Annotated in this window: 15 protein-coding genes; 14 read left to right on the forward strand and 1 reads right to left on the reverse strand. The window is 45.9% G+C overall.

The genetic code is table 11. From position 1 onward, the window contains the following. Window positions 1-143: 143 nt before the first annotated feature. Complete coding sequence (locus tag DACET_RS11235; RefSeq protein WP_169304231.1) at window positions 144-1088, reverse strand: tetratricopeptide repeat protein; 945 nt, start codon at window positions 1086-1088, stop codon at window positions 144-146. Window positions 1089-1278: 190 nt separating this feature from the next. Between DACET_RS11235 and DACET_RS11240 the strand changes: the two genes are divergently transcribed. The 14 genes from DACET_RS11240 (at window position 1279) to DACET_RS11305 (ending at window position 13143) form a co-directional block, all read left to right on the forward strand. Further along, a complete protein-coding gene (locus DACET_RS11240; protein WP_013011497.1) occupies window positions 1279-1974 on the forward strand; it encodes a hypothetical protein in 696 nt (231 codons plus the stop codon). A 9-nt stretch (window positions 1975-1983) separates the two neighbouring features. After that, window positions 1984-2346 carry a hypothetical protein gene (locus tag DACET_RS11245; RefSeq protein ID WP_013011498.1) on the forward strand — a complete coding sequence of 121 codons (363 nt, stop codon included), beginning with the start codon at window positions 1984-1986 and terminating at the stop codon, window positions 2344-2346. Window positions 2347-2358: 12 nt separating this feature from the next. Next, entirely contained in the window at window positions 2359-3342 is a 984-nt protein-coding gene (locus DACET_RS11250) for a major capsid protein (RefSeq protein WP_013011499.1), read from the forward strand. A 65-nt stretch (window positions 3343-3407) separates the two neighbouring features. After that, window positions 3408-3764, forward strand: a complete 357-nt coding sequence (locus DACET_RS11255) for a hypothetical protein (RefSeq protein WP_013011500.1) — start codon at window positions 3408-3410, stop codon at window positions 3762-3764. Further along, window positions 3764-4135, forward strand: coding sequence for a hypothetical protein (locus DACET_RS11260; protein WP_013011501.1), 372 nt, complete (start codon window positions 3764-3766; stop codon window positions 4133-4135). The genes DACET_RS11255 and DACET_RS11260 overlap by 1 nt, the downstream gene beginning before the upstream one ends. Continuing rightward, window positions 4132-4500, forward strand: a complete 369-nt coding sequence (locus DACET_RS11265) for a hypothetical protein (RefSeq protein ID WP_013011502.1) — start codon at window positions 4132-4134, stop codon at window positions 4498-4500. Before DACET_RS11260 ends, DACET_RS11265 begins: the two co-directional genes overlap by 4 nt. Continuing rightward, window positions 4501-5469 (forward strand): hypothetical protein, encoded by a 969-nt coding sequence (locus tag DACET_RS11270; protein WP_013011503.1) that lies wholly within the window; start codon window positions 4501-4503, stop codon window positions 5467-5469. It begins immediately after the preceding gene. Between the two features lie 8 nt (window positions 5470-5477). Continuing rightward, window positions 5478-6686 (forward strand): hypothetical protein, encoded by a 1209-nt coding sequence (locus tag DACET_RS11275; RefSeq protein WP_013011504.1) that lies wholly within the window; start codon window positions 5478-5480, stop codon window positions 6684-6686. Beyond that, complete coding sequence (locus tag DACET_RS11280; protein ID WP_148214183.1) at window positions 6640-8319, forward strand: hypothetical protein; 1680 nt, start codon at window positions 6640-6642, stop codon at window positions 8317-8319. Before DACET_RS11275 ends, DACET_RS11280 begins: the two co-directional genes overlap by 47 nt. Window position 8320: 1 nt before the next feature. Next, a complete protein-coding gene (locus DACET_RS11285; protein WP_013011506.1) occupies window positions 8321-8818 on the forward strand; it encodes a hypothetical protein in 498 nt (165 codons plus the stop codon). Then, entirely contained in the window at window positions 8811-9413 is a 603-nt protein-coding gene (locus DACET_RS11290; protein WP_013011507.1) for a hypothetical protein, read from the forward strand. Before DACET_RS11285 ends, DACET_RS11290 begins: the two co-directional genes overlap by 8 nt. A 105-nt stretch (window positions 9414-9518) precedes the next feature. After that, window positions 9519-10919 carry an IS4 family transposase gene (locus DACET_RS11295; RefSeq protein ID WP_013010124.1) on the forward strand — a complete coding sequence of 467 codons (1401 nt, stop codon included), beginning with the start codon at window positions 9519-9521 and terminating at the stop codon, window positions 10917-10919. A gap of 155 nt (window positions 10920-11074) precedes the next feature. Beyond that, window positions 11075-12070: a hypothetical protein gene (locus tag DACET_RS11300; RefSeq protein ID WP_013011508.1), complete on the forward strand. Its 996-nt coding sequence runs from the start codon at window positions 11075-11077 to the stop codon at window positions 12068-12070. Window positions 12071-12072: 2 nt separating this feature from the next. Continuing rightward, complete coding sequence (locus DACET_RS11305; RefSeq protein WP_013011509.1) at window positions 12073-13143, forward strand: hypothetical protein; 1071 nt, start codon at window positions 12073-12075, stop codon at window positions 13141-13143. Window positions 13144-13152: the final 9 nt, after the last annotated feature.

Below are 13152 nucleotides of genomic sequence, written 5' to 3' on the forward strand. Positions count from 1 at the left end.
TGGCAGTCTCTGCACTCGTTAGTTAATCCTGAGATTGCTTCGTCATTACATTCCTAGCAATGACTTATAAGCTCTAAAGCTGTGATTAGCTCATTCATCCACGCATAAATGCATGATGCTCTGTCTTCGACCGCATAAAAAAATCACCAAATCCTGAGAGGTTCACCTTTTTTATAGTTTTTTATATCGAAACGAAAATCTTCCTGCTGAACCAGATCATCGGAAAGTCTTATCCCTTCTTCCAGAGTTCTTACAGCATTATCAAAATCACCCAGTTCAGCATAAGCAGCAGCCAGAACCTCGATGCACTGAACATCCTGATTCATATTAAACAAAGATTTTGCAAGGTTCAGCGCTTCTGCGCCGTTACGATAGCCGGAGATAGGGTTTGTAGCATATATCCATGCAAGCATCCTCTTTGCTTCCAGATTTGAACGGTCAAGCTCAATAGCTTTTTTCAGGTCTGCGATACTCTGGTTCGCATCTTTTGATTTATAGAATATCTTTCCTCGCAGGAGGTAAAGCTCAGAGCTCTCACCATCTTTCATAAGTGCTCTCTGCACATATGCTTTTGCGTTGCCATACTCGCCCATCTTGAAATACAGCTCCCCCATAGCTATGAGAAATTCTGCACTCTCCCCCCCTTTGCTGACAGCCTTATCAAGATCGTCCATAGCCTCTTTATAGTCACCTTTCGCAGCGTACGCCTTTGCACGTTCAACATAAGCAACAGGCATTTTGCTGCCTGCTAAATCTATTACAGAGGTGAAATCTATTATCGCATCTCTGAAAAAGCTCAGTTTCATATAAGCACGTCCACGCTTGAGGTTATACTCCGGGCGCCCATCGTTCCGCAGCGCTCTTGTATAGTCGTTGACTGCTTCACCATAATACCCGTATGCATAGTGTATATCCCCAAGCCCTTCATAATAGTAATGGGAATGGACTGACTTTGTGACGCCGGATTCATACTGAGCAACAGCTTCTTTATGAGTTGGGGCATTCATAGCAGCTTTCGAAGCATCAAGGTATGCCGCAGTATCCTTTACACATCCTGAAACAGCAAACAAAACAATGAGTAAAAACATAAATCTTCTCATCAAAACACCTCTTTCAAACACGAGTATGAAAACACAATAACTCTTATTAGATACCATTGGAAGAGTAAACTTCAGCCCTAAAGCCCTTTCAGACTTAACCCCTTTTAAACATATCCATCAGTACCTTCGTGTAGTATCTCCCACAGCAAAAGAGAACCTTTTCACAAAAGGAGGATTTATGAAACTGGAGCTGGCGAAAGCCGGAAACCACAACGGGATAACGATTACCGAAAAAGACCTGAAAGAGATGCAGGAAAACTTCAGCAACGATGTCCCGGTGACAATAGGACACGAGCTGGACGACACTATGCCTGCATACGGCTGGGTTAAAGCACTGAAACTCTCGGAAGACGGACAGACACTGATAGGCACAGTGGAGCTAAACGAAGAACTCGAACAATCTGTAGCAGAGGGGCGTTACAAGAACTGGAGTATTGGAGCTGGCAGCACAGAGGAAGGGGGTATGTACCTTCACCATGTCGCGTTTCTAGGAGCTGTCCCACCGATGATCAAAGACCTGAAGATTATTGAATTGGGAGACAAATCAAAAATATTTACATTCTCGATGAAACACGGCAAATGCTCTTTCACCCTTTCAGACAAAGAACTTGCAGAATTCAACACGCTCAAAAAGCAGAAACACGAAGCAACAGTAAAAAAGCTCTCCGATGCCACAGCGGGCAAACTCCCTTTCGGTAAGAGAGAAGAGCTGATCAGCTTTGCAGACAATCAGCTATCGGCAGGCAGAGAAGATATTGTCGAAATGCTTATCAGTGCTTTTGCCAGCGTAAAAAAGCCCGTCAGCCCGGGGCTGTCAGAAAGTATCAACTCAGCAAAATCAAGAATCACAGAAAATGTATTCAGTAAAATCTAGGAGGAATAAATGGCAACAGTTAACGGCATCATCGGTCACCAGACCGTCACAGACAAATCTGTCATCGACGACAGGCATCCGGCGGTTATCCGCTTTAAGCAGTTCAAAGCTGACAACGGCACCATCCCCGCAGGAGAGATAGTCGCACTTGACGCAAACGGATACGTTGTCTCTTACGACCCCGCATCCGCAGCAACAGAAGCGACCCCTGTAGGCGTTTGCATAATGGACACAGACACGTCCAAAGACACCATAGGGAATGTCGTAGTACACGGCACCGTCATCGGCAAAAACCTTCTCACAAACGGCACAGCGTCAAAACCTGAAGAAACCGCCGCCCTTGAAGCAAACACACTTATCTGGTCATTCTAGGAGGACACACACATGATACAGCTTGATCTCAGCAGATACTTCACAACAGATTCTCTCTTAAGGGCTCTCACCACTATGCCGGAGCTCAGGTCACCTGTTATGGATAATATCTATACTCAGGAGAGGCGCAGAAACCACCCTCTGCCTACAGTTTCAATCAGCGACCTTCAGCAGGCGGTCAAAAACATCGCAATCACCAGAAGAGGGAGCGAACCTCTGCCGGTTTATGAGGATTCAATAAATATCACCCATATCGAACCTCAGCCTTTCAGACCATCCGAAAGACTCAACGGTGTGGATGTGAACAATCTCAAGCTGCTTGACGACATTGGTATCGAGCTGCTTGTAAATAACAAGATAGACAGGCTCCGCAGGATCGTCAGAGCTTCCACAGAGGCGATGGCGGCACAATCTCTCTCCGGTTCTATAGCATATCCTATGGCTATGGACGGAGGATACGGAACATACAGCGTGGACTTCGGCACAACCCTTTCCCACAACATAGAAACCCCATGGGACGACGCAGGCATCACTCTGGACAATGTCCTTTCTGACCTGATATCCATGGAGGCAAATATACAATCCGAAACACACTACGGCTCAGACATCCGCTTCTGGGCTGGTCAGAAGACTTTCATGGCTCTCGCTAAGATCGTGCAGAGCGTCAACAACACCTCTATCACAGGTATGATAGACGCCAAAACCATCAACATTGCAGGATTTAAGGTGGAACTACAGAACAGTTCATACACCGACCTCGTATCCGGCACACAGACAAAGGTTGTGGACAGCTCTAAAGTTATGGCATTTGCGGCGGACGCCCCTTTTGAGATGATATATTCCGTCATAGACGACCTGGACAGCAACCTGACAGCAATGCCTTTCTTTGTGAAGCATGTGAAAGACCCCAGATCGTCCACTATAGAAATCATCGCAGAGAGCAAACCCCTCCCCGTCCCATTTACCAGAGGGATATGCTGGTCAACCGCAATATAGGGTCTCCCTTCAGAACACAACGGGGCGTAATTCCACGCCCCGCACACAAACATGAGGTTAATTAAATGCTGATAGATATCTATGAATTGCAAGATTGCATACAGGCAGAGGACTATGACGCTATCTGTCGCGGCGACGATGCTGTTGCTGAAGAATCTCTTGAATCTGCACGGGCATACGTGGGGCTTGCAGCAGAAAAGTTCGGAGTGGAATATGACGAGGAAGACCCGGCACTAAGGCTGGCAGTGAAGAAATGGGCTCTGGCACAAATGTATATATTTGCCGCAGAGTGGGAAACAGCAGAAAGGTACAAATCGGAATGCAATGAGGTGCTCACCCCCCTCGCCCCCTCCGCAGAGACAGGCGGAAAGATATTTTCTCACACAACGCCAGGCAGCATAAGCTGGAAAGGGTACTACTGATGAAAACAGCATCACAGATAAAAGATAAAATTGTATCAGCCCTAGCCGGATGCGGAGTTTTTGACACTGTTCTCTCGCCCTCTGATGACAAAAAGGGGACAATCATAATGCGTGAGCCTTCGGCGGCAGTCTATTACTCAGGATGGGGGACATCAGATGACAATGGTGTCCGGCTAATCACACACAACTACAATATTTATATGAAATTTCTGATGATAGGCGTCAACGATACTGCCGATGACGCTGAACTGGTAATAGATGCTCTGAACATACTGGAGCCTTCGTCACTGACACAGACAAAAGAATCCGGCGGTGATAAACGAACCGCCATGTACCTTATTAAAGCCGGTTTCAGCGGGTGTAAGTCATGATACAGATAGCAGGTATAACCCTCCCGATGTGTGCGGTATGGGAAAACGAACTGGAGAGCGGACAGCCGGAACAGGAATGTGAAATATGTGCAGACGGAACTGAGCTCATCTACCAGAACAGCACCACGGCAAAAATCGACATATACATACCTAAAATTTCAGGAGAACTCACGAGAGAAACAGTCCTCAGACTTAAATCTCTGTCACAGAACGCCTCTGTCGTGAGCCTGAACATCAACGGAGCATTAAAGAAAGCTCTATTCAGGCATTCAGATAAAGCACTCGACCTGAAACCTGTTAACGCAAAGCAGGAACAGAAAACAAACGACAGCTATTACGGATATATAAGACTGCTGGAGGTATAAATGGATCAGACTGACATCAAAATAATCAAAGCTGAAAATATAACAGATGCAGACAGTAACGGCGGCAGAGCTGACTACAGCACAGAAGTTATCTCAGGGGTGAAGTTTAACCTGCTCCCCCGTGTAACCTCCACTGAGCGGGGCAACGGCATGACAAGATTCCGCAAAGCATTTATAGCAAACATGAACCGCCTTGGAGAAACAGCCTACGGCGCATCTGTGGCAATAAGCTCGCCCGGAAACGGCGGTGACAGGTTTTATATCAAAAAAGGCACTGATAAAGACACACAGAACGATTTGCCTACAGACGGGTGGACAGGGTGCGGAGCCCTTGCCTACAACGCAGCAGCAGGCACAGAATCCATTCAGGTTGTCTTCAAAGCGGCAGACTATGCTATCCCTGAAGGAGCACTTCTTTTGATTAAAGACAGTGCAGGCGGCACTGCGAATGTAAGAACATCCTCATCTGCCCCATGTACGGAATGGAACGGAAATACTGCCACCATAAAGCTTTCAGAACAACTGCCGGACAACTACACGTCTGACGGCACATATGTCGGTGTTATGATAGAAACAGGTGACCTCTCACCATCTGTACAAAACATCTCTGTTTCGAGCACAGACGGGCAATTTGACGAAAACGGCATAACACTGTTCAATGACGGTACAGAGACTGACACCTATTCCATTACATTTGAAAGTTCTTTCAGCTTTCTATGTGCAGGCGCAGAATCAGGCCCCCTCGCTTCCGGCACAATAAGCACAGCCTACGAACCACTTAATCCTAAAACAAATCAGCCGTATTTCAGCATCCCCGCTGAGTGCTGGTCGGGCATCTTTGAAGCTGGGAACACGATAACAATAACAACAACCCCAGCAAGCAGAGGCTTCTGGATAAAAGAAGTAGTCCCCGCAGGATGTGCCCACGAACCGAACAACAGCTTCAACCTCGACTGGATGATAGATTAGGGGGAAATATGTCTAATCTGAAATATGCAAATTTCGCCCTTTCAAAACTGGCAAAGAATGCAGATGTAACCGACACACAGCTTCACATCAATGATGACGCTCTCTTCCCTTCCGGCAGTTTTACCGCGGTGATATGGAGTGCAGGGTTAGGCTCCCCCCTTGATGACAGCACAAGCGAGATTGTTACGATGACACGCTCGGCAGAAGGTGTCTTCGATACAGTTAGAGCAGAGGAAGAAACCACCCCGCGCAAATGGCAGAAAGGGGCAAATATTGCAAACGTTGCAACAGCAGACACTATGAACCTGCTGCACTTCGCAGCGGGAGCTTTGACATCCACGTCGGAAATATCTGCTGACATATATGAAATGTCCAGAGAGTATCTCAGATGCAATTTCAATTTCTCCGATGAAGACACAGAAAAATCAGTAACTCTGCCTGAAAAAGCACTGTGCGGAGGACTTACATTCACTTTACATAATAACGGAACAGCGTCAAGGCATCAGGTTAAGCTCTCACCCTGTGCAGGAGACAGTTTTGCAGACACATCAAAAACATTCATCAGCATCCCCGCCGGAGCAACAATGGAGATGACAGCCTCAGATACAGGCTGGAAAATAAGAGGGATAAACAGTAACAGCTATAACTCACTCAGAATAGTTGACTCAGCAGATTACAACGTAACCTTCACAGAGGGGGTAATATACGCAGACAGTTCTGCCGGAGAGATAGAGCTCAGTCTCCCAGACTGCGCAGATGCATACGGAATCCCGCTGACATTTATTAAATACGACGATTCCGGCAACTACTTCCTTATTGATAGTTTCGATGGTCCTCCATACAGAGCAGTTCTGAATGGACAGTACGAATCCGCAACGTTCGTTATAGAACCGGACGGCAGAAAAAGGCTTCTGAACGTAACTGCCCCGAAACAAAAAAGCTTTGTCACACTATATGAGGACAAGCTCCTCGCAGGACACGAGCGGTACGCCTTCTGCTATGGAGGGGCAAACGGAATTACAGTTGATCTCCCTTTCCCAGACATAGCCTGCGGACGGACTGTAACAGTCAAAAAGATAGACTCAGAAGCCGGGGCAGTGATGATAAGTCCGTTCATCTCATCCATTGACGGAGACTGGCAGACCGTAGACCTCACTTCCCAATGGGAGTATGCGACATTCTCGTGCGATGGCGAACAGTGGTTCAGGGTGGGATGACATGCTTTTATATTCCGGTTCTTCTGTCCCCGCCACCCCTCTGTTTGCCGGAGGAGGTAAAAGCGGGAGCCTACGCATCACAACACCGTTTATCATCACACAAGGAGGAGAGATCATGTGCAGCCTCTCTCTGTCAGACACAATAACCATACCTGCTGTACGGAGCATGTACGGAACCCTTACAATATGCCCGCTCTCGGCAGAAACAGTTTGCGGAAAACTTAATATCCCCGTAAGCCTTTCCGGAACAAATTCCCCTACTGAAAATATCAGAACCATAACAAGTCTGGGTTCAGGAAACACCTGCAACATAGCCGGAGAACTATCTCCCTATGCTGACAGCTCTCTCAGCATAAAGAGCACTATAGGCGACTTCAGCACGGCAGGAACCCATAAAGTCATGCTCCCGATGGGGCGCACATCCCACAGTAACAGTCTTGACATACCCCTGCCACAAACCACAGGCAGAGTCATAACAGACAAACTTGCGGTGTTTGCAGACGGGAAAGACATTACAAAGTTATTCATAAGCGGTCAGATAAAGCTTTTCGGAGGGAACGAAGCTCTGACTCTTTCGGCAGAACTTACACCGCATGGGGAGCTGCCGGAAGTAATTACAATAATGATCAACAGCAGCAAATACACTTTCGAGGTGAAAACATGTGAAATCCAGCCCGGCAAATGCAGACTGACAGGCTCCGCCTCTGTTGCAGAAGTGACGATAACTCCTTCCACAATAACCGCAGCAAAGCTTTGCGCAGACAACACAGAAATTATTTTTTCAGCCTGTGATTTTGTAACAGCAGATATCTCCGGCTGTACGACAGAACACAAGCTGGCACAGATGCTCGCAGAGATGAGCGGTGCAGATGCCCGACAGATGCCCGACGGACGGAGCATGATATTCGTTACAAACAGAGCAAGCCCCGTCTATAAACCTGAAAATATCCTGAGCTGGTCAAAGACATCGGCAGATAAAAACATGGGCTCCGTGGAAGTTATCTACGGAAAAAGCGGTGATAACTACATAACCCTTGTCCCTTCTGCTAAAACTGCCCGCACCTCTGCCATGCTTCGTATATATGGAAAAAGCGGACTGTCTGTTAAGGCTGAAGGCGGCGCAATCAGCCGGCTAAGTACCGCAAAAAGAGAAACAGTGACAGAAGAGATAATCCTAGAGGAAGGTTCCGGCAAATTAACTTATCCAGCCCTGAAAGTTATAACATCCGGTGTCACCACTGACGGCAAGAAAATCAAGACAGATAAAGACTGCATCAGAAAACGGGTAACTTACGAAACTGCGTACGATCTTTACCGGATTAAGGCGGACAGCCCGGAAGTTACAGTATGCGTTTATCTGGAAAACCGAGTGGTGATCATCAGCAACACAGGTGATACAAAAACCATAACTGCGGAAAATATCTGCGACTACACCACAGCATACCGCATTGCAAAGGCAGCACTGGACAATAAAAAAGGACGGCTGCGCCTTGTCACCACCCACTCAGAACTCCTCAATACCCCCGCAGGGCTGAACATAAACACACCATACGGAGAAGGCGTTATCCGCTCCGCAACCATAAATATCAAAAACAACCCTGTGATGATAACAGATACACTGGAGGTTTTATAATATGGCAAAGGTTACTATAAGCTTTGTTACAGATACTGACGACAGCAAAACAACAATCGAAAGCGACCCTGACAGGAATAAGGATTATACGGGAAGTACAAAAACCAGATTCCGCTACGGAGACACAGCCTATTTCCGCATATACAGCCATGAACCCGACAAGCTGGCTGTAAGCACAACTGACGGCGAACTGGCAGATCTGGGAATATATGCCGGCAGTGTTGCAGACGAAATACTGACCTTTATCACAGACCAGACAGCGGAAACCGAAAAACCGGTCAGGTCTGTAACAGCATACGAGTGGCTGGGTAACTCCCTTGGCAAAATCACCATGCAGGACAGCTATACCCTCTTTGCAGAGAAGGCACCGTCAGCGGATAACATCGCCGCTGTAAACATCAGCTACACAACATCATACAGACTATACTCCATCACCCTCTCCAAACGTGCTTTTGATGAATATCCTGTGATGGTCTATGTGAGGTCGGAAGATGTCTAAATCTATTTTCAGCTTCACAGCAGCGGACACAGGACTGAATTCTTTCAGATTTGTGCTGGAATCCGCAGAGAACAGCGGAAAAACAATATTCGCACCAGACGAACGTGCCCGGCTGAAACTTTACCCCGGAGGAACAAACCCGCATATAAGCGTTACAAGCGGAAAGGGGACAATCTTTCTGAGTGCCGGAAAGCAGAAATACACTGAATATATCGCTTTCAGAGATTCAGACTCCGGCAGTGTCACCTATCATATAGAAAAGCTCGAAACCGCCGTCTGGGAGGGCTCCGGCAGAGGAAAGCCTCAGATTTACGGAAACAGACTCACACTCCCGGCTAAAACCACAGGAGTGCTGAAAGTAACCTATGAAACAAGCTATGACCTGATTGATGTAACATGCAGCCGCCCGACATATGTTCTCGTATCAGCAGAAACAAACTCTCTGGCAGGGGATTTTCTTCTGGACTTCACTGATGGATACATTACTGATGTTTACGATAAAGATGTGGTAATGACCGTTCGGGACGCATGTACAAGAGAGACTATCTCCGGTGCAAGTGTTTATATAAACAGTAACTCAAGTTTCGCATCTTGATATAGTGCGATAACTTGTTGTTATAGCTAGGATAACAATAGAAAAAGTCTCACATAGATGGTATATTGATTTTCCAATAACAATTACATCAAGGAGACTTTTTCTATGCTTGAGAATAAATCATGGCAGTCTGAAATACAAGCGGCATTGTGGAAAGAATTTGAGATATTCCGAGTAATGAAGGCTTTGCAACTGCGTACAATTGCCTATAGGTGCGGTATTTCAAAGAATCAGGGCGTCGAGCCGTTTTCGATTCTTGTGGCTTTAGTTTTTCTGACTTTTCTCGGTAAGAGCGTTCACCATTTTGTTTCCCATTGCCGGAACAGTCTATTTGATTTAGGCGGTAAAGATGTTTTTTATCGTTTAAGTACACGTACAAGTATCAATTGGCGGCGTTTTATGATGGATATATCGCTTAATGTGATCAGATATTTCAAATCATTCAGCAGCTGGCAGCAGCGTGTTCTTGTAATTGATGACACAGTAATTCAGAAAGCCGGCAAAAAGATAGAAGAAGTATCATGGGTGTTTGACCATAGCAAAGGTAAAAGCGTGAAAGGCTTCAGTGCTGTTGTGCTTGGCTGGAGTGATCGTGCGTCATTTGTCCCTGTAGATTTTGCTTTGCAGCGAAGCAGCAGAAAAGTATTCAAACAATCGACAGAAATTGAAATGGATAAGCGGATGCTGGCGTGGCATCGTCGACAGGAAGCAGTAAAAGACAAACCAACACTGGTAAAGGAAATGCTTAAACGGGCGAAACAGAAGGGTCTGGATGCTGGGGCTGTTCTGTTTGACAGCTGGTACTGTATGCCGAGGCTGGTGTCGTCAATTTATAATGAGATAGGCTATGACGTGATTGCCATGCTTAAAACTACACCGACATTGACTGTTGCTGTAAATGGCAAGGTATACTCAACCAAACGCTTATGGGAATGTGTTGTTCCAGATTTGATTAAGGCAACAGTAACAATTGGCAAAGATCGGGTGTCTGTATCTTCCATCAATGCTTTTTTCGGTTCAACTCTGGTTAAGCTGGTCTTCTGTCAGCCATCTGAGAAAAGTAAATCAAAGAAGCCTATTATTCTACTGTCTACGGATACATCTTTGACATCGGCAAAAATAATTGAAACCTATGGTCAGCGTTGGGCAGTAGAAGTGTTGTTTAAAGATGCCAAGAGCAAGCTTTTCTTTGGGAAAAATCAATCCAGAACCTTTGAGGCTACTATTTGCTTCCTAACACTATCGCTCGTTAGGTTTATCATCCTGAGCTATATGGAACGGATAAATGGTGATTTCCGTCACAAAGGCAGTCTGTATGAGGGTCTGCGTTATGAGGTCGAAGAACTGAATATTCTGGCGTTTATGGAAAAATTCATAAACCGATTATTATCAATAATTGATGGAGCAAAGGAAACATTTACAGTTTTTATGAATAAATTGGCTGGAATACAGGAAATGGTAAGGCTTTCAATACAGAATCTGATGTTTCAAAGGTGCGAAACTTGAGACAGTAAGTTTTCCGGCAAGAGCGACAGTGAAGGTTTACTCCGGCTGGGAAGCATGAAGTCAGGAACCTATGCCCTGAAAATAACAAAAGACGGATATACAGACACAGACAAAGACAGTATCAGCAACGATTACTTTACGGTGCAGTGACAGCTATGGAAAACGAAGGATATCTTACACCTGAAATATACATCAGCAAGGATACATTCCAGCCGAAAGGCGTTTGTTACGGAAATATCTGCAAGCAAAGCAACATGAGCGTCCGTGAAAAAATGATTATGCAGTCCCTCCCCCTTTATGTAAACGGCAGAAAAATCGGAGATGCAGAAACCATAAGCGGCAGGCAGACCGACATAAAAGTTTACCTGACTGACGGGAATTTCGGCAGGCAGAACATGAGCGTCTTCATTATGCCATCAGGGGCAAATGCTGACTGCATGAATGCCGTACCGCCATGCCGTGACTTTGTATCCGCTGATGGTGCGAAATGGCACAGGAGCGGTGACTTTATACTGGCGGAGATGCCCCTTGCAGAACACTCTGCTGTTGAAGGTTTTCAAACCATATACCCTGAAAACTCAATCAGATTTGACACTGTACCCCACATCGGAAAAGCGGACGGAGTGGATGTTGTACTCACATTTGATGACGGGGGGTTCACCTATCACAAAACATCACTGTCAGACAAATACCTTATCCCCGGAGAGATAGCATATGTCTCTTATAAAATGCGCGGGGTGGACGGATATTATACTCTTGGTTTCATAGACTTTCAGACCAACATATTCACCAGCGCTACTTTCATCGGGTGCGGGCTTGTACAGAAAACCAAGGTTTATAAAAACCCGCTCAGACCGAAGCTGGGATACACATATATATACCTTCCTTACGAAGGGGGCGAAGGGGAGCTTTTCAGAAACGAATGGGCTTTCGAAAAAGACTACCGCTGCCTTGTAGACTACAGAGGGGAAAAATACTGGCTGAAGTCAATTGATTTTGCCGAATACCTAATAGGCGAAAGGGTGATAATCGTCAAAGAGACCGATGAGATGCCCCTGCTGCCGAAAGAAGAACTCACACACAAGGATGCAGACACAACACTTTCTGAAGACAATGACATGATAGTCCCCGAACTTTTTTATCAGAGGTAGATATGGCAGACAAAATTGCAAATAAAAACACCTTCGCCCCTGTGGATCAGATCGGATACATGCAGGGAAAAGTATTAAGAGTCGATTTCGAAAAAGACTTACTCGATGTTGAAATAAACGGTATGACCTACAAAGGGATCCCGTCATTTTACAACTGTCCGGCTTCCGGTGATGTCAGGCGGGACGGGTCACTTACAGGCTCATCAGCAGCATTTACAAGGGGCGACGATGTCGTTGTGCGCATGTTTAATAAGGCCCCTTCACATGTCACAGGTTTTACAGCCGACATGTGGCCCTGTGTAAAGACTCCGGCATTCATCTTCACTCAGACTGAAACATATGCCTACGATATTCAGACTGAAACATTTTCTGCACCTATGCCGGAACGCTTTTCTGACCGGTACATGGGACTGGACAAAAAACCTTGCGCAGCTGAACGGACATCATATATCAATGACGACAACGCACAGCTTTCAGATGGTTTTGTAATCATAGAGCAGGACTGGACAGATGAAAGGTGGAACAGGGACACAAGATTCTACTATGGTTCAGAGTTGGTCTATCAGACATATAACAATGAAACCTTTAATAATGTCTTCAACGGAACGAGATCTAATATCTTCGGCACATTCATACAACCGGATACGCTATGGGGGTGTATGGTCTATCAGGTCAACACTTTTTATGACTGGAAGCCTTCAGTATCCGGCAGAGTAACAGCAGATTATTATATATACAGCTCTGCGGGGCTTCACACAAAGATAGCTTCAGCAGAATGCATCGTCAGCGGTCAGTCCTCTGAGGCTGACGGTGAAGTTGTTGAAAATGTTTCATGCCACAGTCTTTACGATCAATATGCCGGAGAAATGCTTGTAGTGGACATCTCTGTATTCAAGGCAGATTCGTTCAGCTCTGACGGCAGCACGAACAAAGTCGAGAGCAGCGACATGAACAGACGCGCTTTTCTGCTTATTACAGAAGGGACTGATGAGCCTGACTGTAAAGTTTTCAGCATCAAAAATGATTCATCTATATCACAAGGCGATTACGGCATTTTCGTTAAAAGCAGATAAAGGGGCACA

The organism is Denitrovibrio acetiphilus DSM 12809, assembly GCF_000025725.1.
Classification (GTDB): domain Bacteria; phylum Chrysiogenota; class Deferribacteres; order Deferribacterales; family Geovibrionaceae; genus Denitrovibrio; species Denitrovibrio acetiphilus.